Raw genomic sequence first — 23,143 nt, 5'->3', positions numbered from 1 at the left:
TTCTTGTCACAATACTAAGGGGGATTTTATGTTATCAAAAAAATTGCACGACGCATTAAATGAACAAATGAACTTTGAATTTTACTCTGCCCATGCTTATATGGCAATGGCTGCTTACTGTACAGCTGAGAGCTATGATGGATTTGCTAACTTTTTCCTTGTACAAGCTGAAGAAGAACGTTTCCACGCAATGAAGCTTTACAACTATATTAATGACCGCGGAGAGCGCGCTATTATTACTGGATTTGATAATCCGAATAACGAATACGAATCTGTATTAAACGCTTTTGAAGTCGCACTTGAGCACGAGCGTGAAGTAACGAAACGTATTTACAACTTATCTGATATCGCTTGGGACGAGCGTGAACATGCAACAATTACATTCTTAAAATGGTTCGTTGACGAACAAGTTGAAGAAGAAGCTTCATTCGATAGCATCATTCAAAAATTAAAACGTATTACAAGCGATTCAAACGCACTGTTTATGCTAGATGCTGAATTAGAGAAACGTACATTTACGCCTCCAGCTGAGTAATATTTCAATCACCTTAATACATGTATTAAGGTGATTTTTTTGTTTGCTCTCTATCTTAAAATCACCTTAAATTTCCTCATATTTGACATAGTGCCAGATATAAAATGGTATTATTTTCAATATAAAAACGAATATACGAGGAGAGGAAAAATGAATCAACGTGTAGAAGCTGTTGATGCAATTCGTGGTTTTGCTTTGTTTGGCATTTTACTAGTCAATATGACATTAATTCAATTTGGGTTCTTCACCAGTGAAAAACCAACTTATCTATTTGGCGATCTTGATAAAGGTGCTAATTGGTTTATTCAATTTTTCGGCACACATAACTTTATATCCCTATTTTCTTTTCTATTTGGGCTTAGCATTATTTTGTTACAAAAAAGTATTATGGCAAAAGGAAAAAAATTCTTCCCCACATACATAAGACGTATTATCATTCTTTTACTACTCGGCTACATTCACGGCACTTTTGTTTGGGAGGGAGATATTTTATTTGCATACGGAATAATCGGGATTTTTTTAATGATATTCATCAATCGAAAACCGAAAACTTTGCTTATTTGGGCGATTATTCTACTCGCACTTATTACACTTATGTCTTATCAAACTGATCCATCTACAAATATAAATGATTTCGCACCTTATACTGAAAAAGAACATAAAGTCCATCAAACTGGAAGCTATATGGATCACGTCAACTTTAGATTGACTGAAAATCCTTTTGATTACATGGGAATTGACGGTGCATTCGGATTATTTTTCATATCAGTTTTCGCAATAATTTTTATGTCTCCACTGTTCCTACTCGGAATGTATGTAGGGAAAAAAGGCTGGCTATTTGAGGTCAGTAAACATATACCTGCTGTCAAAAAAATATGGTTTGCCACCGGTCTCTTCTCTTTTACAATTAAAATCTTAGCTATGTTCATAAAACACCCGGTTTTAATTATGTTACAAGATGGCCTTACACCAGTAACTATGACCTTCTTTTACGGAAGCACAATCATTTTATTATTCCATTACAAAAAAGCAACCCGTCTACTAACATACATGGCGAACATGGGGAAAATGTCCGTTAGTAATTACTTAGCGCAATCTATTATCGCAACAACCATTTTTTACGCATATGGATTTGGCTTATACGGGAAAATCGGCTATTTCTTCGGTATTCTTTTAACCATCGGAATTTATACGATTCAATTATTCGTTAGCACCTATTGGCTCCAGAAATACCGAATGGGGCCAGTGGAATATGTGTGGAGACTGGGAACTTATTTAGAGAAACCACGTTTTAAAAGAGACTTGGATAAAGCAAGTTAAACAAAAAAAGCAATGAGCCTACGCTCATTGCTTTTCTTAATTTATTAAAGCATAACCCCAACGATAATCGCTGATAATATACTTACTAACGTTGCACCGTATACAAGTTTTAAACCGAATGATGATACAACGTTTGCTTGTTTGCCATCGATACTCTTCGTTGCACCTGCGATAATTCCGATAGATGAGAAGTTCGCAAATGATACAAGGAAGATAGATAAAATACCTACTGTACGAGCTGATAAATCACCAGCTACTTTACCAAGATCAAGCATTGCAACGAATTCGTTCGTTACTAATTTTGTTGCCATAATTTGTCCTGCTTGTAACATCTCTGATGTTGGAATACCCATTACGAATGCTAATGGTGAGAAGATATATCCTAAAATGCTTTGGAATGTGATTCCAAAAATTGAATCGAATACACCATTAATTGCTGTAATTAATGCCACGAAACCGATTAACATCGCCGCTACTGTTACAGCGATTGAGAAACCAAGCATAATATATTCGCCTAACATTTCAAAGAATGTTTGTTTCTTGTCTTCTTGTAATTCTAAAATATCGTCTTCTTCTTTTACTTCATATGGATTAATGATATGAACGATAATGAATCCACTGAATAAGTTTAATACAAGTGCTGTTACTACATATTTTGGATCAATCATTTTCATATAAGAACCGACAATTGACATCGATACTGTAGACATTGAAGATGCACAAAGTGTGTATAAACGATTTTTCGGTAATTTGCTTAGTTGATCTTTTACTGTAATGAATACTTCCCCTTGACCAACGATTGCAGCTGCTACCGCATTATATGATTCTAGTTTTCCTAAACCGTTAACTTTACTTAATAGGAAACCGACTGCACGAATGATAATCGGTAAAACTTTAATATGTTGCAGAATCCCGATTAATACTGCTAAGAAAATAATCGGTAATAATACTGTTAAGAAGAATGGTGCTTGTCCATCGTTTGCTAGACCACCAAATACGAAATTAACCCCAGCTTCCGCAAATTTTAAAATAGCGCCAAATCCATCTGCGATCCCTTTTACTAATACAAATCCGACCTTTGTATTTAGTAAGAAATACGCAAGTACCAATTGAATGACAAGCATAAGTGCAATTGGTTTATATTTAATTTTCTTACGATCTGAACTAATAAGGAAACCTAGTACAAACACTACAAGTAAACCGACTAGAAACATTACGAACTTCATATGTGAATCCTCCACTTCTCCCACAAGTTATTGGTCGTATAACGTATAACGAATGACGTCTGACCATTGTTGTTAAAAAAATTTAAAACCCCTAAAACTATTCAACTGTCATCTAAAATCAGTAAGCGTTTACATAAATTGCAATTTATAAAAGGTAGCTTCTTCTCTCCTACCATACTTGAAAGTCTGAAATTGATACCACCTACAAATCAAATTGTAAGCGTTATCTAGACGAAATGCAATATAAATTTTAAAAGATTTTTATATGTTAATATATTCCTAATTAATTGGTTTTTTCATGCAAATTTACCATAAAAATAGCCCTAGCTATGAGCTAGAGCCATCCTTTTTTTATAACATAACACCAACGATAATCGCTGATAGAATACTTACTAATGTCGCACCGTACACAAGGCGTAGACCGAATGATGATACAACATTTGATTGATTTTCATCGATACCTTTTGTTGCACCTGCAATAATTCCGATAGATGAGAAGTTCGCAAATGATACAAGGAATACAGAAAGAATACCAACTGTACGAGCCGATAAATCACCAGCTACTTTTCCAAGATCAAGCATCGCAACAAACTCGTTTGATACTAATTTTGTTGCCATAATTTGTCCCGCTGTTACCATCTCAGCTTGTGGGATACCCATTACGAATGCTAATGGTGAGAAAATATATCCTAAAATAGCTTGGAATGTAATACCGAACATTGAATCAAACAAGCTATTAATTGCTGTAATTAATGCTACGAAACCAAGTAACATCGCTGCTACTGTTATCGCGATTGTGAAACCAAGCATAATGTACTCGCTCAGCATTTCAAAGAATGATTGTTTTTTCTTATTTTCTAATTTCAGTGTATCTTCTTCTTCTGTAATATCGTACGGGTTAATAATATGAATGATAATGAAACCACTAAATAAATTTAATACAAGTGCTGTTACTACATATTTCGGTTCGATCATTTTCATATAAGAACCAACGATTGACATCGACACTGTCGACATAGAAGATGCACATAATGTATATAAACGATGTTTTGGGATTTTACTTAATTGATCTTTTACTGTAATAAATACTTCTGCTTGTCCAACAATGGCAGCTGCTACTGCGTTATATGATTCTAGTTTTCCTAGACCATTTACTTTACTTAACAACGTACCAATAGCACGAATAAATATCGGTAAAATTTTAAAGTGTTGCAGAATTCCGATTAAAACCGCAAAGAATACGATTGGTAATAACGCTGTTAAGAAGAATGAAACCTCTCCTTTATTAACAAGACCACCAAATACGAAAACGATTCCAGCTTCCGCATATCCAAGAAGTGCGCCAAATCCATCTGAAATTCCTTTTACTAAAATATAACCAACTTGCGTATTTAATAAGAAATAAGATAATGCTAGCTGAATAATAAGCATAATTGCGATTGGTTTATACTTAATCTTCTTTCGATCGGCACTTATAAGAAAACCGAGTACAAATACAACGAGTAATCCTACAAGGAACATAACAAACTTCATTAATAAAATCCTCCATTTAACTCTTCATTAACGTTGAACGTCTGACCATTCAAAACAAGAAATAATCCGAACTTTCCATTTCTCCTCCAAAATCTTCAATCGGATAGGAAAGATCATAAAACCTCTTATTTCAAAGGCATTTTCCATTCTAACACAAATCACAAATCATATCCGCACTTTTCTTTAAAAAATTACATTTTATTATAAAACGTCTATTAATGTTCGTCTTTTACTATCTGCAAATAGTTGAATAAAACAAAAAAAGAGCATCAAGTTTCACTTGATGCCTTTTCATTATACCGCTTTTTCTTTATCAGCTACCGCTGACTCATCCCAACACTCTGTATTGCTCAAACCTGGAATAGACTCCGCATAAAAGACTGGATCTTTCCCTTGTTTCTTTTGCTTAATATAATCTGATAACGCTGCGAAAGCATACTTAGAAAGGAATACAATTGCTACTAAGTTAATAACAGCCATAATTCCCATAAATAAATCTGCTAAGTCCCAAACGATTTGAATTGTTGCTACAGATCCTAGCATAACCATACCAAGTACAGCAATGCGGTATGCATTTAATAACACTTTACTTCCATTTAAGAACTCAATATTTGTTTCACCATAGTAGTAGTTACCTACTAATGAACTAAATGCAAACAAGAAGATCGCAACTGCTACAAATATAGAAGCCCATGGACCGATATGTTGACTTAACGCCTGCTGCGTTAATTGAATTCCATTTAAATCAGCTGCATTATGCACATCTGATAAAAGAATAATAAATGCTGTACAACTACAAATTAATAATGTATCAGTAAATACCCCTAAAGTTTGAATGAAACCTTGTTTAACTGGGTGCGTTACGTTTGCAGTCGCTGCTGCGTTCGGCGCACTACCCATACCTGCTTCATTTGAGAATAACCCACGTTTTACCCCTAATAAAATCGCAGCTCCTAATCCTCCGCCTACTACTTCTTTAATTCCGAAAGCATGTAAGAAAATTTCTTTAAATACATATGGAATTGCCGTAATGTTTGTTACAACAACGAATAATGCCACTGCTACATAAATAATTGCCATTACTGGAACAATCATTTCAACCGCGCGAGCAATTCGTTTTACTCCGCCGAAAATAATAACTGCAAGTAAACCAGCCATAACAAGGCCTACTAATCTACTATCTGTTTTGAACGCCCCATCAAAGGCAGCCGCTACAGTATTAGACTGTACAGCGTTAAAAATCAATCCGAAACTTACTGTTATTAGAACAGAGAACACAACACCTAACCAGCGTTTCTTTAAACCCTTTTCCATATAATACGCTGGGCCCCCACGGAATGCATTCCCATCTTTTACTTTATAAATTTGCGCTAATGTGCTCTCTACAAATGCAGAAGCACCCCCAATTACCGCGATTAACCACATCCAAAATACTGCTCCTGGACCACCTGCTGAGATCGCAATAGCTACACCAGCTAAGTTACCAGTACCTACACGAGAAGCTGTACTCATACAAAATGCTTGAAATGATGATACACCGCTCTTCTCTTTTTGCGCTTTCCTCGTTTTCGAGCTTGCCCCATCCCCAAGCAAACGAATCATTTCACCGAAGTAACGAACTTGGACAAATTTCACACGAAATGAAAAATAGAGCCCTAACCCAATTAACATCGCAATAATGATATATGACCAAAGGATATTATTTATATCCCCAATTACCTTAGCTAAAAAATCCATAATTGCATTGCCCCCTCTTCCTAACAATAAGAAAATTATATTCTAAAAACTTTTAGTAATCAAGAACTTTATGTTAGGTTTTATAACATGAGTACGTTAATTCTTTTAACATACGTGTTTTTTTCATGAAAATATAGCCATTACATGCATTTATCCAATACTTAATAACTTATCCTATTCGACCAGCCATACTTTTAAAACAGTACGTTCCCCACAAATAACGAGAGAAACAAACAAAAAAGTTATATTAATAATTACCCCTCATCCTTTTCATCATTTACTACAACAAAAAAGGCGAGCATCGAATTTACCTCGATGCTCGCCTTTTCAATTACACTGCTTTTTCTTTATCTGTTACCACTGGCTTATCCCAGCACTCTGTATTCGTTAAACCAGGAATAGAATCTGCACTGAAGACTGGATCTTTCCCTTGTTTCTTTTGCCTTACATAGTCTGCTAATGCTGCGTACGCAAATCGACCAAGAAGTGTAATCGCAATTAAGTTCGTGATTACCATTAGACCCATAAATAAGTCTGCCATATTCCATACAACTTGAAGCGTCGCAACAGAACCGAATAATACCATTCCAACTACCGCAATACGGTAAATTGTTAACCACGTTTTGCTTTGCTTAATAAATTCAATATTTGTTTCACCATAATAGTAGTTTCCTAAAAGAGAACTAAATGCAAATAAGAAAATAATAATCGCTAAGAAGCTACTTGCCCATGGGCCGATTTGTGAGCTTAATGCATTTTGCGTTAATTCAATACCTTCTAAATTCGTTGCTTTATATGCACCAGAACATAGTACGATAAATGCTGTTGATGTACATACTAAGAATGTATCTACTAAAACGCCAATCGTTTGAATAAAACCTTGTTTTGCTGGATGCGTTACATCAGCTGTTGCTGCCGCGTTCGGCGCACTACCCATACCTGCTTCGTTCGCAAATAATCCGCGCTGAATACCATATTTCATCGCAGCACCGATACCGCCACCTACAGCTGAATCTAAACCGAATGCACCTTTAAAGATTTCCGTAAACACATCTGGTATTAAATAGAAGTTTTTAATGACAACAAAAATAGCTACCGCAATATAAACAAGCGCCATTGGCGGAACAATCATTTCCGACATACGTGCAATACTTTTTACACCACCAAAAATAATAACCGCAACTAATGCAGCTAATACAATACCAACAATATAACGCTCTAAACCAAATGCATTTTCAAACGCTAATGTTACTGTATTCGCTTGTACTGAGTTAAAAATTAAACCGTAACTAACTGTAATAAGGATAGAAAACCAAATTCCCATCCAACGTTTATTTAAACCTTTTTCCATATAATAAGCAGGACCACCACGGAAGCCACTGCCATCTTTTACTTTATAAATTTGGGCAAGCGTACTTTCTACGAAACTTGAAGAAGCCCCGATAATCGCAATAACCCACATCCAAAATACAGCTCCAGGTCCTCCCATAGATATAGCTAATGCTACACCAGCTAAGTTACCGATACCAATACGAGCTGCTGAACTCATACAAAACGCTTGGAAAGAAGATACACTACCTTTTTTACGCGTCTTTCCAGTTAATCCATCACTCATTAGTCGAACCATTTCCCCTAAATGAGTAATTTGTACGAATTTCAATTTAATAGAAAAATAAAGACCTAAACCAATTAACATTGCAATAAGAATATATGACCAAAGAATTGTATTTGTTGATGAAATAAATTGCTCTAAAATATTCATACAATTAACCCCTCCTTTTCTCCATAAAACGAATTATATTTAAAAAACATTCAAAAATCAACATTTTTCGACAATTTGCAATTTCCAAATATTAGCCAGGTTCACAGTAACAATGTCTTTATGACTGACTACCCTCCCTCTAACTGTGCATACTAAAACAAAAAATAAATTCACAAACAACCCTATTGACAAAAATACCAACATGTAACTATAATGATTACAACAGGTTGTAACAAACCTAATTACAACAAATCCATTTACTTTCAGATATACACTTTAACAAAACACTTTGGAGGGATTTATTATGAAAATCGGAATTATCGGAGCAACTGGTAAAGCAGGAAGTCGTATTTTAAAAGAAGCATTGGATCGCGGACATGAAGTAACTGCAATCGTAAGAAACGCTGCAAAAATTACAGAAGAAAACGTAAAAGTTTTAGAAAAAGACGTATTTTCTCTTACATCTAACGACTTGCAAGCATTCGATGTAGTTGTAAATGCATTCGGTGCTCCAGCAGGACAAGAACACCTTCACGTAGATGCAGGAAACGTACTAATTGAAGCGATGAAAGGTGCACCTAACACAAAATTACTTGTAGTTGGTGGCGCTGGAAGCTTATTTGTAGACGAAGAGAAAACAACACGTGTATTTGAGACACCAGGTTTCCCGAAAGAATATCTTGCAACAGCTCAAAACCAAGGTAAAAACTTAGAAATCTTGCAACAAACAAATGACATCACTTGGACATTCATCAGCCCTTCTGCACTATTCGCATTAGGAAAACGTACTGGTTCTTATAAAGCTGGTAAAGACAACCTTCTTGTGAACGCAAAAGGTGATAGCTACGTAAGTTACGAAGACTTCGCAGTTGCAGCACTTGATGAAATTGAAAACCCAAAACATGTAAACGAACGCTTCACAGTAGTTTCTGAAGCTGAATAATAAAAAAATCTCGTAAAACATAATGTTTTACGAGATTTTTTTATTGTTACACTTGTTCTAAACCATTTGGAGTAACCTTAAAGGAAATTTCTTCACCCTTCATTGCACCCTCTTTTTTATCTAGCACATTCTTTTTGTACCAATTCAAACGACTCGGTTCCGCATGGTATACTTTCAACACGTCTCCATACTCAAATGCCGTTCCATTTACTTGCTCAGCAAAATTCTTTGAAGTCTCCTGTCCTTCTGCCGTTACATGCTTTTTCTCTTTTCCATTTTTATCATAAATCGTAAGTCCTATATACTGTTCATTTACAAAACGATAATGTATTTCATCATCGGTAAATGTCGCATGTAATTTCTTTTCTTCATGATTTAACGTAACGATTGAACGTGTTACATTAGACACACCTTGATATACTACGCTATCCCCATACGTTACTTCCATAAGAACTTCTGTCAATTTCTTATTCCCAAAGCGATCTTTCGTTTCTACTTTTACTTTTCGTTCACCAATTTTTGTTGTATCTGGTTTTTCTACAAATCCCAGCACTTCTCCATCTTTCACTTGAACAAAGTTTTTCGCTTCTAATTTTCCGGCATCTGTTCCGATTACTACTTTTTGCGGCATTGCTGTTACTTCTTGTTGAGCTTCCACTCTCTCAAAGCCTTGCTCTGTAATTTTAAAGAATATTTCATTTACACCATACTTTGTATCTACAAACTCATTCTTTTTATATACTTTAAAACGATCGAATTCTCTCTGATAAACCTTCACTATATCGCCGTATTCAAAGACCATTCCATTAAATTGTTCCGCAAATCCTTTTGTATTTTCAGATGCTTTTACCGATAAAGCTTTCTTCTCTTTTCCATCTTTATCATATACAGTCATCGCCATATATTTCTCATCCGCAAACGAAGTATGCATTGGACCTTCTGAATCGGTTGTACTGAATTTCTTTTCTTCATGATTTAATGTAACAATCGATTTAATATTCGTTCCGCCATGCCATGTACCGAAGAACATAATACTATCTCCGTAAATTACTTCTACAGGAACTTCTGTCACTTTTTTATTACCTAAACGATCCTTCGTTTCTACTTTTACTTTTTGTTCACCGATTTTCGTTGTATTCGGTTTTTCTACAAATCCAACTACTTCTCCGTCTTTCACTTGAACAAAGTTTTTCGCTTCTAATTTTTCAGCGTCTGTTCCAATCACTACTTTTTGCGGCACTGCCGTTACTTGTTGCTGAGCTTCCATTCTCTCGAAACCTTGCTCTGTAATTTTAAAGAATACTTCATTTACACCATACTTTGTATCTACAAACTCATTCTTTTTATATACTTTAAAACGATCGAATTCTCTCTGATAAACCTTTACTATATCGCCGTATTCAAAGACCATTCCATTAAATTGTTCCGCAAATCCTTTTGTATTTTCAGATGCTTTTACTGATAAAGCTTTCTTCTCTTTTCCATCTTTATCATATACAGTCATTCCCATATACTTCTCATCTGCAAATGAAGTATGCATTGCACCTTCTGAATCTGTTGTGCTAAATTTCTTTTCTTCATGATTTAATGTAACAATCGATTTAATATTGGTTCCGCTATGCCATGTACCAAAGAACATAATGCTATCTCCGTATATTATTTCTAGCGGTACTTCTGTTACTTTTTTATTACCAAAGCGATCTTTCGTTTCTACTTTTACTTTTTGTTCACCAATTTTCGTTGTATTTGGCTTTTCTACAAATCCAACTACTTCTCCATCTTTCACTTGAACAAAGTTTTTTGCATCTAATTTCTCAACATCTGTTCCGATTGTCACTTTTTGTGGTACTGCCGTTACTTCTTGTTGAGCTTCCATTCTCTCGTAACCTTGCTCTGTAACTTTAAATAGTAATTCCTTCTCTACCTTCGCCTTACCTTCACCAACAAAGTTATTATTTTGATACCAATTAAAGCGATCTGATTCTGCATGATATACTTTAACAACATCACCATACTCGAATTCTAGCCCATTAATGGCATTCGCAAATTCTTTCGCCTTTTCAATACCTTGTACAGTTGCTTTCTTTTTCTCAATCCCATTTTGATTTAGTAATGTAAATTCAAAATACGTCTCTTCTTTAAAATAGTGGTGCACTTGATTTAAATCAGCTGTCGCACTAAATTTTTTCTCATTATGTTGCAATGTTACAATTGATTTAATATCTGTATTATATTTAAGCCCTTTAAATACTAAACTGTCTCCATATGTCACTTCTAATGGAACTTCCGTCACTTTCTTATTTCCAAAACGATCTTTCGTTTCCACTTTTACTTTTTGTTCACCGATTTTCATTGTATTCGGTTTTTCTACAAAACCAATTACTTCTCCACCTTTTACTTGAACAAAGTTTTTCGCTTCTAATTTTTCAGCGTCTGCCCCGATTACTACTTTTTGTGGTACTGCTTCTACTTCCTGTATACCTTCTATTAGTTCGTATCCTTGTGGAGTAATCTTAAAGAACTTTTCTTTTTTATTCTTAGCTCCACCTTGCTCTACAAGTTTATTACTTTGATACCAATCGAAACGACTTGGTTCTGCATGATATACTTTCATAATATCGCCATATTGAAGTTCAACACCTTCGAGTTGCAAAGCAACTTTCTTAGAATTTTCTTGCCCTTCTATAGAAATATTTTTCTTTTCATTTCCATCCTTATCATATAAGGTAATCCCTACATACTTTTCATTTTTAAAACGCTCATGGAACTCATTACCAACAAAAGAAACATTGATTTTCTTTTCATCATGAAGGAGTGTTATAACAGAATTTACCTCATCACCGTAACCTTTAAATACCATAGTATCTCCATAAAGACTGTTAACTGGAACAGAAATGAAGTTTCTCTGTCCTTTCTCATCCTCAATTTCTACAAATACCGTTCTTTTTCCAACCTCTAAATCCGACCACATAATTCTACCCGTTACTTTTACATTCTCACCTAAATTTTGAACAAGGCTACTTGCTAGATTTTCATCAAAATCCGTACCAACGATAAGATTTTGTACCATATTAGACGCTTCACCATAAGGAAGCCCGCCGTATGGTTTCACTTGTTTTTCACGAATAATATTACTATCTGTTGCTTTCCATATTTCCTTTTCTAATTTAGGTAAATTTAAATTTTTAATTTTTTCTCTAACCTCATTATTTGGACTCAATCCCCATTTCTCAAAAAATGGTACTAAGTTTTGTTTAGCCACTTTCGATGCCATATAAATAAACATTTGTTTTTTATCTTCATCTAAAGTAGGCATTTCAGATTCTGGTAACAAGCGATACATTTGATGTAGATTAGGATAAAAATGATCCCCATAAGCTAAATCGAGTTGCCAAAACATTACTAGTTTCTCGAATTCTTCCATCTTTTTTTGAGCATCAGGATTATCTAGGTAAGCAAAAGCTTTTTTATAATGACCATCTTCTTCTAAACTTGATTTATTTCCTAACATCCTTTGAACTGACAATGAATATATATTTACTGTTACTTCTCCTACACCTGACCAAAACCAAGGAGCTTGCTGATGTAAATGTCCTACTTCATGCCACGGTCCCCAGCCATCTCCTTGTAATCTCTTTATATTTAAAACCCTATCCATAGTCTCTGGAACATACCCTGTATGATAATGAGTAGCAAACATCCAATCACCTTTACCTGGTTTTCTCTTTTCGACAAATTGGATATAATGATTTGGAGCTTTTGACACCCCTACACCATCTTCATATAATCCTGCTACAGAATTTTCAAAGCGAATAATCTTATCATGTAGCCTCATTAATTCTACTGGATCCGTTTCTCCCATATAGTTTTTCACTGCTTCAGGACTTGCAGTAATTAAACTTCTCTCACCCTTCAATTCAACTGCATAAGGGTTTTCATACTTCTTTAACATTGCATCCCAATCTTTTTTTGTGTGTTTCCCTAAGATAAATAACGGAAAATGACTTCCTCCATGAATAACTGAAGCTGTTACTTCACCATCATTATTCATATTATAAAAATATAGTATTCCACCTCTTGAAGATGAAATATTATTTTCACCAGGTTTTAACTCAAATTCTTCAAACCCTTTTTCAACATATGAATTCGTTCCTATGAACGCTTTAATAGGTTGCGTTCCTTTTATTTCAATTTTAATTTCTTCATTTGGACCAGCATAAATTCCAGTTGGTTCATTCGCTGAAAGTACATAACGTACTTTTAAGCGTTTTTGCTCTTCTTCAATACTACCTTTCCCAGGCAAATGAAACGTTCTCTGCTCCAAACGATTCTCTTTACTCTCTTCCAACTGCCCGCCCTTATTCTCTTCCAAAGGCGCCGCATATCCTTTCGATGCTTCGAAAGCTACTGGCGATAATAATGTAGATATGCATATACCAGCAACTAATACCCTACTCTTTTTTTGCTTTGACATAATCTGTGTCCCCTGTCCTTTTTTTAGGCAAACCACTCTATATATTCATCTAATCAAAAATCCTATTATTTTTATAAAAATATTTAATGAATAGACTAACACCTCGCGCACCTGTATCTATTACTACCGCATTTCCCTCCATGTATTCGCTTTCTTACATTGTACAATTTTTATGTAATATCCCCTCCTCACTTCTCTCTATTTGTGATGAGTTCTCTTGCTACATAAAAAAGAGAATAGTAAAAGATATTTTTCAGTATTGTCATCTATACATCTAAAAATGTGAACAACAATAGATTTTTACATTTTCTTCATATATTACCATCTATAGGTAGTTTTTCCAACTGAATTGTACACGCTTTACACTTTGTTTGATAGCCTCTCTAATTAGAATAATGTTACAATTTCGTGAATAAAATCCATTTATTGTAACGTTTAGATTTCTCCATATTTTATTATTTTTAAATACTTCTTCAAACGTTAAAATAGTGTTTCACTCGATTAATTATTATCTTGATATATCTTTAAAGAATTCATATGAAAAAGCATTGGCATATACCAATGCTTTCTCATTATCTCTTTTGATTCGGTTTATGCGGTTCATTTGGAGTATATGGCTTATTTGGAGCCTCAGCCTTTTTCCAACTTACCGCTAACTCTGGACTTGTTTTTTCTTCACTACGCTCAAGTAATACTACTGCATTTTGAATAGTCGGTGTACCTTTATGCGCAATCCCTTGTAATTTCGTTAAATTTCCTGATACTTTAAAGCTAAATCCACCCGCTGGTGTTTGTTTCGGAATTAAAATGCGGAACTTTTCTCCTACATTAAATTCTGTTTTTGTTTCGCCTTTTTCATTTGCAAATTTCACGCCCGCTGGTGCACCTGTTGCTTGCACTTTATACGTTCCACTTTTTGCATTTGTTTCTACTGTATATAAGCCTGTTTCAAAGAAATCATTTTTCAATACTGCTTGTTGTTCTTCTGTAGGAGTTACACTCATCGTAATTTCTTGTAGTTCTTCACTAGCGCTTGCTTTTGCAACGATATCTTTCGTTACCTTTTCTACATTTTTATTACGGAAATCTAAATCATTAACATCGATTTGTTTTAACGCATTCCACACTGCAAGCTGCGTTGCGTAATGCGCCTCTCTCCAATCAGATACCCCTAATTCTTGTGGACTCTTTTGTGGATATCCATTTAATAATACACGGTATACGTTAATATCCACTTTCCCCATTTCCGGTAAATCTTGACCGCTTGGAGATTTCAAATCTACATTTAAGCAAAAAGCAATTTTGCCATCTGCCGTTTTAATAAGCTCTGTTCGGATTGGTTTCTTCTTGGACTTACTATAACTCCAATCCATTTGATACTTTGTATGGTCCATCACTTCTGCGAATGCTTTTTGAAGTGGGAATAACACAAATAAAACACTTAAAAACATAGCTAAAAGTTTGAACGATTGCTTTATATTCATGTTTACAGCCCCTTAATAACAAACTTAATACTAAGTAGTATTTATTTAGAAACTGTTTTTATGCACAAAAAAAGAGTGCTTTTACGCACTCTTTTTTCTTACCTTAATCTTAGAAATCGAAGTTATCAGGATCTGGACCAACGCGGTGATTTTGATTTAACGCATCGATTTTTTCCATATCTTCTTTCGTTAATTCAAAGTTAAATACATCAGCGTTTGCAATAATACGGTGTTCTTTCGTTGATTTTGGAATTGTGATTACTCCATTTTGAAGATCCCAACGTAAAATAACTTGCGCTGTTGTTTTACCGTGTTTCTCAGCAATCTCTTGTAATGTTTCATTATCTAATAATTGACCTTGCATTAGTGGTGACCATGCTTCCATTTGAATACCTTGTTCTTTACAGAAAGCTTGTAGTTCTTTTTGTGTTAAACGAGGGTGGTATTCTACTTGGTTAATCATTGGTTTAATTTCTGCATCTTTCATTACATCTTGTAAGTGATGAATTTGGAAGTTACTTACACCAATTGCACGTACGCGCTTTTCTTTATAAAGTGTTTCTAGCGCTCTCCATGTATCTTTATATTTTCCTTCTGAAGGCCAGTGAACAAGATATAAATCTAAATAATCTAGTCCTAATTTTTTTAGACTCTCTTCGTATGCAGCGATTGTTGTTTCATACCCTTGATCTGCGTTCCATACTTTTGAAGTAATAAATAATTCTTCTCTTGCAATACCAGTCGCTTCAATACCTGCACGAATTCCTTCACCTACAGCTTTTTCATTTCCGTAAATTGCAGCTGTATCGATGCTGCGGTATCCTGCTTTAATTGCTGATTTAATTGCTTCTACAAGTTCTGGTCCTTCTTCTACTTTAAATACACCTAAACCGAACCAAGGCATTTCTACACCATTATTTAATACTGCTTTACTTTGTAAGTTTTTCATTTTATTTTCTCTCCTTTTATTTTACTTGATCTCTTTTTTCTAATGTCATGCTCCACGCTGTTAAAATAACAGCGGCTACTACCATAAGGCCACCTACCCAAGCAGTATGGATTAATCCTAATGAATTCGTTACAAGGCCACCTATATAAGAACCTAAAGCAATCCCTCCGTTAAATGCGGCAATATTAATTGCTGAAGCAACATCAACCGCACTCGGAACAAAGCGCTCTGCCAATATAACTACATATACTTGTAGCCCCGGAACATTCATAAATGCGAATAGTCCCATGAAAATAATTGTGATTAATCCAGCTACTTTAAATGGCGCTGTAAATGTTAAAACAAATAATATAATCGCTTGAATCAAGAACATGTAAAATAGCGCTCGAATCGGATTATGATTCGATAATTTTCCGCCGACCATATTCCCTATCGCAATTGCGATTCCATACTCTAATAAAATGATAGTAACAGTACTTGCTTCAAATCCTGTTACTTCTTGTAATAACGGAGATAAATACGTAAATGTTACGAATGTACCGCCGTATCCAAGTGCAGTAATAATGAAAACAAGTAATAGTCTTCCATTTTTAATTAATTTAAATTGATCACGAAACGATACAGGTACACCATTTTTTAAATTAGATGGGACGAGTATACTGTTTGCGATGAAAGCAATAATTCCAATTACAACAATCGCCATAAATGACGCTCTCCAGCCAAACTCTTGACCGATAAACGTTCCAATCGGCACACCTGTAATAGTCGCAACTGTTAATCCAGTAAACATAATCGCAATTGCGCTAGCACGTTTATTCTCTGTTACGATCGCAGCTGCAATTGTAGATCCAATTGACATAAACACACCATGTGCAAACGCAGATACAATCCTTGCGATAATTAATACAGTGAAGCTTGTTGCTAATGCCGCAATACCATTACCAATAATGAAAATAACCATAATCCACATTAATAATGTCTTTCGCGACATACTAGCCGTTAACGCTGTTAAAACAGGAGCTCCTACTGCCGCTCCTAACGCATATAAGGAAACCGTTAAACCGGCTGTTGTAACCGAAACATTTAAATCTTTTGAAATAGATGGTAGTAAACCGACACTAATAAACTCGGTCGTACCAATCCCAAACGCACTAATTGCTAGTGCTAATAAAGCAAACATACTTCTTCGATTTGTCTGAACTTCCGAAGATGGTACTGTATATGAACTCAATTGAATCCCTCCTTATTACAAGAAATCCAATCATAATAGTGTGATAAAAAGGCCCTTTTATCTTCTAAAAAATATATTTAATCTCTACAAATGCTATTATGAATGGTTTCATTCTTTTTTTGAAGAACGCACTTTAAAGTACTATAGGCACTAAAAAGTAACATAGTCACTTTTTGGTACCGTACTACTCATTTGCCTCTTACATGTGCTATTATGAAACATATTTAACATGATAAAAAGTACGTACTTTAAAGTGCTATAGGTACTAAAAAGTAACATTTGTATGATTTAACTTATTTTACTTACAAAGGGAGGATTTCATATGAAGAAATACAATATTCCTGTAGAGGCGACTTTAGAAGTTATCGGCGGAAAATGGAAGGTTGTTATCCTTTGTCACTTAACGAAAGGTACAAAGAGAACGAGTGAACTAAAACGTTCCATGCCTGGTATTACACAAAAAATGTTAACACAGCAATTACGTGAATTAGAAGACGACGGCGTCATTCAAAGAAAAGTATACAACCAAGTCCCACCGAAAGTAGAATATTCTCTTACCGACTACGGTTGGTCTTTAGAATCCATTCTTGATTCTCTTTGTTCTTGGGGCGAATGCCATCTTGAAAAAGAAGGTAACACATCGATGCTAATTGCAGAAGGTGAATAATAGGAAAAAGGAAAAAACGAACATGAATTGGTTCATTTTTTCCTTTTTTTCTTTATATATATGTACATTTCTAACTGGAACAAAATATTTTATACGCTTTCATACCTTGTCAGCACTACGTTATACACTCAATATCAAATAATTAGGAATCATTTTTATGTTAACATAGGTGTATATAGTATATAATATAGGATATATATTATATACACTTTCCGGTAACGGAGCTTTTCCATTATGCGGACAAGCCATGTATCGGACAGTTCATAAATAATAAGTAAGACGTTATGGTTTTAGATTTATGTTTGCAGCTTACTTGCTGTCATAAATTTAAAGGCATTTTATTGTGTTTTGTGAAACTTTGTATAAAGTTTCGTAACCGTTTACTATCTTACTTATCAAAAATAAGAGTATTGCTATCGTAAAGGAGAATTGGAGATGCCAGAAACTATGACTCAAACAAAGCCAGAACAAGAAACTGTACAAATTTCTGCTAGCCAAGGACAACTTGATGTACTTGATCAGTTGTTAAAACCTGAGGTACAAGAATCATTAACAACACTAGTAGAACAGCTTCCAAAATTAACTGAGCTTGTTAACATTTTAACTAAGTCTTATGACTTCGCTCAAACTGTTGCTACTGATGAAGTATTAAAAAGCGACACTGTTGGTGCAATTACAGAGCTTGTAGAACCTGTAAAAGATACAGTGAAAAGCATGGCTGCAACTGCAATCGAAGCGAAAGATCGTGCTGACGAAAGCAACGAAGTTATCGGCCTATTCGGTCTGTTAAAATTACTAAAAGATCCACAAGCACAAAAAATGTTCCGCTTTGTGAACGCATATCTTCAAATTAGTGCAGAACGTAACAATAAATAATTTAACTTATAACAACAATTAGTAAAGACGGGGGATATCATACTATGTCAAAACAAATTGTCATCTTAGGCGCTGGTTATGGCGGTCTTCTTGCCGCTTTAAACGTACGTAAATATTACAGCAAATCAGAAGCACAAGTTACAGTGATTAACCAATACCCAACACACCAAATCATCACTGAATTACACCGCCTTGCAGCTGGTAACGTGTCTGAGCAAGCAATTGCAATGCCACTTACAAAGCTTTTCAAAGGTAAAGATATCGATCTTAAAATTGCAACAGTTGAGTCATTCTCAGTTGATAGCAAAGAAATCAAATTAGCTGGCGGCACTACTTTATCTTACGATGCACTTGTAGTTGCTTTAGGAAGTAAAACTGCTTACTTCGGTATTCCAGGACTAGAAGAAAACAGCATGGTATTAAAATCTGCTGCTGATGCAAATAAAATCTACAAACACGTTGAAGACCGTATTCGTGAATACGCGAAAACGAAAAACGAAGCTGATGCTACAATCGTAATCGGTGGTGGCGGATTAACTGGCGTTGAGCTAGTTGGTGAGCTTGCTGACATTATGCCTAAACTTGCAAAAAGCCACGGCGTAAATCCAAAAGAAGTGAAACTTCTTCTTGTTGAAGCAGGTCCAAAAATCCTTCCAGTATTACCAGACCACTTAATCGAACGTGCAACTACTAGCCTAGAAGCGCGCGGCGTTACATTCTTAACTGGTCTTCCTGTAACAAACGTTGCTGGCAACGAAATCGACTTAAAAGACGGTCAAAAACTTGTTGCTAACACATTCGTTTGGACGGGCGGCGTACAAGGTAACCCATTAATCGGTGAATCAGGTCTTGAAGTTAACCGTGGACGTGCAACAGTTGATGCATACCTACAATCTACTTCTCACAAAGACGTATTCGTTGCTGGAGACAGCGCTGTTGTCTTCGCTCCAGACGGACGTCCATACCCACCAACTGCACAAATCGCTTGGCAAATGGGTGAGTTAATTGGATACAACTTATACGCAGCACTAGAAGGCAAAGCATTCGAAGAGTTCGCACCTGTAAACTCTGGAACACTTGCTAGTCTAGGACGTAAAGATGCGGTTGCTACAATTGGAGCAAGCAATACTCCACTTAAAGGCTTACCAGCATCATTAATGAAAGAAGCAAGTAACGTTCGTTACTTATCACACATTAAAGGTCTATTCAGCTTAGCTTACTAATCTGAATATAAGCCCGAATCATGCCCTGCATGGTTCGGGCTATTTTTATCCCGCATTAACGGGCAGTAAAACCTCCACCTTAAAATACAGTGAATGCAGGGATGAAGTTGGAAGATTAACTGCTCGTAAAAGCCCGATTGGTTCAACTAATAATCAGTGGGGAGGAACACCCCCCCACTGATTAAAGTTTCACTTTATCCGTAATTTTCTCTAACTTATTTATTCGTCAGAAGAATAATATAACCCTTTTAATTATCTAAATTTACTGATTATTTTATGTCCAAATTGTGTATACGAAAAGATGGAAGTATTCTTCCTACTCCCATCCTTTCACACAAACTATTCGCCTAACTTCACAAGACTGTAATTCTTCTTCCCTTTACGGATAATAATAAATCGTCCATCAAATGAATTTTCTACAGTAACATCTGTACCCACATCTGTTACTTTCTCACCATTCATAGAAATCGCTCCGTTATTAATATCTTCACGCGCTTGTCGTCTAGATGGTTCAATTCCTAAATCAACTAGCCATTCTACGATGTTTTTCGTCTCTTTTGAAGACTGAAATGTTGGCATTTCTTTAAAACCTTGTTCAATTTCATCAGCTGTTAACGATTTAATATCTCCGCTAAATAACGCTGCTGTAATTTTCACAGCTTGCAGGAATGCTTCTTCTCCATGAACGAATTTCGTCATTTCTTCTGCTAGTACTTTTTGTGCTTCACGTTTATGAGGCTCTGTTTCCACCTTAACCGCTAATTCATCAATGCGTTCTTTCGTTAAGAATGTAAAGTATTTCAAGTATTTAACGACATCACGATCATCCGTATTCACCCAGAACTGATAAAATTCAAACGGTGTCGTTTTTTCAGGATCAAGCCAAACAGCGCCGCCTGCTGATTTACCAAACTTCGTACCGTCCGATTTTAATAATAACGGAATCGTTAATCCGAATACTTTCGCCTCATGACCTTCTAACTTACGAATTAAATCTAAACCACTCGTAATATTTCCCCATTGGTCACTACCACCAATTTGCAGTTGAACATCCTCTTTCGTGTATAAATGATGGAAGTCCATCGCTTGCAAAATTTGGTACGTGAATTCTGTGAAAGAGATCCCTGTATCTAAACGACTCGCTACGATGTCCTTTGCTAACATGCTATTGATGCTAAAGTTTTTCCCGTAATCACGTAAAAACTCAATAATATTTATTTCATGTGTCCAATCATAGTTATTTACCATCTTCACTTCGCTATTTCCACCAAAATCAAATAGCTTTTTCATTTGTGCTGTTAACGCATCTACATTATGCTGAACCACTTCTAACGTTTGAAGTTGACGCTCTGATTGTCGTCCACTCGGATCACCAATTGTTCCTGTTGCCCCGCCAATTAAAATAACAGGATGATGACCAGCTAATTGGAATCTCTTCATCATCATAAACGGAATCAAATGTCCGATATGCATACTATCACCAGTCGGATCAACTCCGCAGTATAGTGAAATCTTTTTCTCTTCTACTAGCTTACGTAAGCCTTCTTCGTCAGTCTGTTGATTAACGGCGCCGCGCCATTCTAATTCATCAATAATATTCATCTTTTGTCATCCCCTTTATTTTTTAAAAACAAAAAAGCCCCTATGTCTACGATAGACATAGGGACGATTATTCACCGTGTTACCACCCAGTTTGTATAAATAGCATAGCTACTCATACCACTCTTAGCAATAATATCGATTGCTAGTCCGCTTAGCATTACCTAAGATACTCCAGAGTGTAATTCACAAGTTTGTTTGTGCTAGGTTCCAGCAACCCCTAGCTCTCTCGTTAACAGTGACAAACTGCTACTGGGCTCTTTCAACGTATGTTATTTGTTAAATTATTAGCCATTATATTGAATTGAAAACAAATTGTCAACAATACCCAAATATTATTTTAAAATAATTCATATCTTCATACGTATTTCTTTATTCCTTATCTTCTCCAATAATCCTTACTTCTCGCTCCAACTTCACGCCAAATTTCTCTTCAACTGTCTTTTGTACGAAGTGAATTAAATCGATGTAATCTTGTGCTGTTCCGTTATCAACATTCACCATAAACCCAGCGTGTTTTAAAGAAACTTCTACTCCACCAATTCGCTTACCTTGTAGTCCTGAGTCTTGAATTAACTTACCAGCAAAGTTATTTGGTGGGCGCTTAAATACGCTACCACATGAAGGATATTCTAGAGGCTGTTTTGACTCACGTTTAAACGTTAAATCATCCATTTTTGCTTTAATTTCTTCATGTACACCTTCTTCAAGTTCAAATCTCGCTTCAAGAATAATGTAATGGTTGTTCGCAAATACACTCTTACGATATCCAAATTCAAATGCTTCTTTCGTCAAAGTACGTAGCTCTCCATCACCTGTCATTACGACAGCTTCTGTTAATACAAACGAAATTTCACCGCCGTATGCACCAGCATTCATATATAATGCTCCGCCAACTGAACCTGGAATACCACAAGCAAACTCAAGACCCGTTAAGTTATGGTCTAAGGCAATACGTGATACGTCAATAATTGCTGCACCACACTGTGCTACAATCGTCGTTCCTGTTACAGTAACACCTGTAATATGAATTAAACTTACTGTAATCCCGCGAATTCCACCATCTTTAATAATGACATTCGATCCATTTCCTAAAAACGTAACTGGAATATTATATTCGTTCGCATATTTAATAACTTCTTGAATTTCATCATAATTTGTAGGCGCAACAAAAACATCTGCTTTTCCGCCAACTTTAATATGCGTATGATTCTTTAACATTTCATCTTGTTTAACATGTCCTTCAGGCAATACCGTACTTAAATATTTATAAACCTCTTGCATATTCATTTTACGATTCCTCTATTTCTATATTCATTTTATCCCGTTATACGGGCCCATAATATCCCCACGTACATGAAAGAACCTAAAGTGGTGGATACAGTGTACCCAAAATCAATTCGAGACACCTATAAACCTCTTAAATTATAAGAGGTGCCACTCATATTAAAATATATATTGCATAATAAAGCAACCCAAATGGACTACTAAACTTGACATGTCATCAGAAAGACAACAATTTGTAAAATATGTGACTTTTTCAAAACACTATCCCTCAGTATCTTACTATACCACACAAAAAGA

General features: G+C 35.4%; 16 protein-coding genes and 1 other annotated feature. Of the genes, 6 read left to right on the top strand and 10 right to left on the bottom strand.

Going from position 1 to position 23,143, the window contains the following annotated elements; genetic code table 11:
* Window positions 1-28: 28 nt before the first annotated feature.
* Both ACTFO4_RS12120 and ACTFO4_RS12115 read left to right on the top strand, forming a co-directional pair.
* Complete coding sequence (locus ACTFO4_RS12120) at window positions 29-535, top strand: ferritin (RefSeq protein WP_000949403.1); 507 nt, start codon at window positions 29-31, stop codon at window positions 533-535.
* 150 nt (window positions 536-685) lie between these two features.
* Entirely contained in the window at window positions 686-1,855 is a 1,170-nt protein-coding gene (locus tag ACTFO4_RS12115; RefSeq protein ID WP_326235361.1) for a DUF418 domain-containing protein, read from the top strand.
* A 44-nt stretch (window positions 1,856-1,899) separates the two neighbouring features.
* Here the strand turns inward: ACTFO4_RS12115 and ACTFO4_RS12110 are convergent, their stop codons facing one another.
* The 4 genes from ACTFO4_RS12110 to ACTFO4_RS12095 form a co-directional block, all read right to left on the bottom strand.
* On the bottom strand, window positions 1,900-3,081 hold the full coding sequence (locus ACTFO4_RS12110) for a NupC/NupG family nucleoside CNT transporter (protein ID WP_000673874.1): 1,182 nt from the start codon (window positions 3,079-3,081) through the stop codon (window positions 1,900-1,902).
* A 351-nt stretch (window positions 3,082-3,432) separates the two neighbouring features.
* Complete coding sequence (locus tag ACTFO4_RS12105; RefSeq protein ID WP_000673839.1) at window positions 3,433-4,614, bottom strand: NupC/NupG family nucleoside CNT transporter; 1,182 nt, start codon at window positions 4,612-4,614, stop codon at window positions 3,433-3,435.
* 294 nt (window positions 4,615-4,908) lie between these two features.
* The gene (locus ACTFO4_RS12100; protein WP_000346375.1) at window positions 4,909-6,351 is read right to left on the bottom strand and encodes an alanine/glycine:cation symporter family protein; all 1,443 of its coding nucleotides are present in this window, start codon (window positions 6,349-6,351) and stop codon (window positions 4,909-4,911) included.
* 331 nt (window positions 6,352-6,682) lie between these two features.
* Window positions 6,683-8,113: an alanine/glycine:cation symporter family protein gene (locus tag ACTFO4_RS12095; protein ID WP_001022929.1), complete on the bottom strand. Its 1,431-nt coding sequence runs from the start codon at window positions 8,111-8,113 to the stop codon at window positions 6,683-6,685.
* 304 nt (window positions 8,114-8,417) lie between these two features.
* On the opposite strand from ACTFO4_RS12095, the gene ACTFO4_RS12090 reads away from it, so the two are divergent.
* On the top strand, window positions 8,418-9,056 hold the full coding sequence (locus tag ACTFO4_RS12090) for an NAD(P)-dependent oxidoreductase (protein ID WP_000689907.1): 639 nt from the start codon (window positions 8,418-8,420) through the stop codon (window positions 9,054-9,056).
* Between the two features lie 46 nt (window positions 9,057-9,102).
* On the opposite strand, the gene ACTFO4_RS12085 is transcribed toward ACTFO4_RS12090, so the two are convergent.
* The 4 genes from ACTFO4_RS12085 to ACTFO4_RS12070 form a co-directional block, all read right to left on the bottom strand.
* Entirely contained in the window at window positions 9,103-13,530 is a 4,428-nt protein-coding gene (locus ACTFO4_RS12085) for a putative mucin/carbohydrate-binding domain-containing protein (RefSeq protein WP_440013708.1), read from the bottom strand.
* Window positions 13,531-14,102: 572 nt separating this feature from the next.
* Window positions 14,103-15,014, bottom strand: a complete 912-nt coding sequence (locus ACTFO4_RS12080) for a thioester domain-containing protein (RefSeq protein ID WP_103621776.1) — start codon at window positions 15,012-15,014, stop codon at window positions 14,103-14,105.
* 109 nt (window positions 15,015-15,123) lie between these two features.
* The gene (locus tag ACTFO4_RS12075; protein WP_000793526.1) at window positions 15,124-15,963 is read right to left on the bottom strand and encodes an aldo/keto reductase; all 840 of its coding nucleotides are present in this window, start codon (window positions 15,961-15,963) and stop codon (window positions 15,124-15,126) included.
* Window positions 15,964-15,979: 16 nt separating this feature from the next.
* Entirely contained in the window at window positions 15,980-17,143 is a 1,164-nt protein-coding gene (locus ACTFO4_RS12070) for an MFS transporter (protein ID WP_440013719.1), read from the bottom strand.
* Between the two features lie 373 nt (window positions 17,144-17,516).
* Between ACTFO4_RS12070 and ACTFO4_RS12065 the strand changes: the two genes are divergently transcribed.
* From ACTFO4_RS12065 to ACTFO4_RS12055, 3 genes are all read left to right on the top strand, one after another.
* Window positions 17,517-17,861 (top strand): winged helix-turn-helix transcriptional regulator, encoded by a 345-nt coding sequence (locus tag ACTFO4_RS12065; protein ID WP_000760481.1) that lies wholly within the window; start codon window positions 17,517-17,519, stop codon window positions 17,859-17,861.
* 435 nt (window positions 17,862-18,296) lie between these two features.
* Window positions 18,297-18,737, top strand: coding sequence for a DUF1641 domain-containing protein (locus ACTFO4_RS12060; RefSeq protein WP_001115309.1), 441 nt, complete (start codon window positions 18,297-18,299; stop codon window positions 18,735-18,737).
* Between the two features lie 44 nt (window positions 18,738-18,781).
* On the top strand, window positions 18,782-19,960 hold the full coding sequence (locus ACTFO4_RS12055; protein ID WP_000043198.1) for an NAD(P)/FAD-dependent oxidoreductase: 1,179 nt from the start codon (window positions 18,782-18,784) through the stop codon (window positions 19,958-19,960).
* Between the two features lie 339 nt (window positions 19,961-20,299).
* Here the strand turns inward: ACTFO4_RS12055 and tyrS are convergent, their stop codons facing one another.
* Together tyrS and murB are read right to left on the bottom strand one after the other, a co-directional pair.
* A complete protein-coding gene (gene tyrS / locus ACTFO4_RS12050; protein ID WP_001021108.1) occupies window positions 20,300-21,562 on the bottom strand; it encodes a tyrosine--tRNA ligase in 1,263 nt (420 codons plus the stop codon).
* A gap of 56 nt (window positions 21,563-21,618) precedes the next feature.
* Window positions 21,619-21,834: a binding site (T-box leader), on the bottom strand.
* 97 nt (window positions 21,835-21,931) lie between these two features.
* Window positions 21,932-22,849, bottom strand: a complete 918-nt coding sequence (gene murB / locus ACTFO4_RS12045) for a UDP-N-acetylmuramate dehydrogenase (RefSeq protein ID WP_001057102.1) — start codon at window positions 22,847-22,849, stop codon at window positions 21,932-21,934.
* Window positions 22,850-23,143: the final 294 nt, after the last annotated feature.

This window comes from Bacillus cereus group sp. MYBKT14-1, from assembly GCF_051915185.1.
GTDB lineage: Bacteria > Bacillota > Bacilli > Bacillales > Bacillaceae_G > Bacillus_A > Bacillus_A cereus.
Note: the sequence above shows the minus strand (reverse complement) of the source record. Positions and strands in the feature narration are given on the sequence as shown.

Coding starts and splice junctions, on each gene's coding strand:
- ACTFO4_RS12120 (WP_000949403.1), top strand. CDS start 29: ATGTTATCAAAAAAATTGCACGACGCATTAAATGAACAAATGAACTTT.
- ACTFO4_RS12115 (WP_326235361.1), top strand. CDS start 686: ATGAATCAACGTGTAGAAGCTGTTGATGCAATTCGTGGTTTTGCTTTG.
- ACTFO4_RS12110 (WP_000673874.1), bottom strand. CDS start 3,081: ATGAAGTTCGTAATGTTTCTAGTCGGTTTACTTGTAGTGTTTGTACTA.
- ACTFO4_RS12105 (WP_000673839.1), bottom strand. CDS start 4,614: ATGAAGTTTGTTATGTTCCTTGTAGGATTACTCGTTGTATTTGTACTC.
- ACTFO4_RS12100 (WP_000346375.1), bottom strand. CDS start 6,351: ATGGATTTTTTAGCTAAGGTAATTGGGGATATAAATAATATCCTTTGG.
- ACTFO4_RS12095 (WP_001022929.1), bottom strand. CDS start 8,113: ATGAATATTTTAGAGCAATTTATTTCATCAACAAATACAATTCTTTGG.
- ACTFO4_RS12090 (WP_000689907.1), top strand. CDS start 8,418: ATGAAAATCGGAATTATCGGAGCAACTGGTAAAGCAGGAAGTCGTATT.
- ACTFO4_RS12085 (WP_440013708.1), bottom strand. CDS start 13,530: ATGTCAAAGCAAAAAAAGAGTAGGGTATTAGTTGCTGGTATATGCATA.
- ACTFO4_RS12080 (WP_103621776.1), bottom strand. CDS start 15,014: ATGAATATAAAGCAATCGTTCAAACTTTTAGCTATGTTTTTAAGTGTT.
- ACTFO4_RS12075 (WP_000793526.1), bottom strand. CDS start 15,963: ATGAAAAACTTACAAAGTAAAGCAGTATTAAATAATGGTGTAGAAATG.
- ACTFO4_RS12070 (WP_440013719.1), bottom strand. CDS start 17,143: ATGTTTGCTTTATTAGCACTAGCAATTAGTGCGTTTGGGATTGGTACG.
- ACTFO4_RS12065 (WP_000760481.1), top strand. CDS start 17,517: ATGAAGAAATACAATATTCCTGTAGAGGCGACTTTAGAAGTTATCGGC.
- ACTFO4_RS12060 (WP_001115309.1), top strand. CDS start 18,297: ATGCCAGAAACTATGACTCAAACAAAGCCAGAACAAGAAACTGTACAA.
- ACTFO4_RS12055 (WP_000043198.1), top strand. CDS start 18,782: ATGTCAAAACAAATTGTCATCTTAGGCGCTGGTTATGGCGGTCTTCTT.
- tyrS (WP_001021108.1), bottom strand. CDS start 21,562: ATGAATATTATTGATGAATTAGAATGGCGCGGCGCCGTTAATCAACAG.
- murB (WP_001057102.1), bottom strand. CDS start 22,849: ATGAATATGCAAGAGGTTTATAAATATTTAAGTACGGTATTGCCTGAA.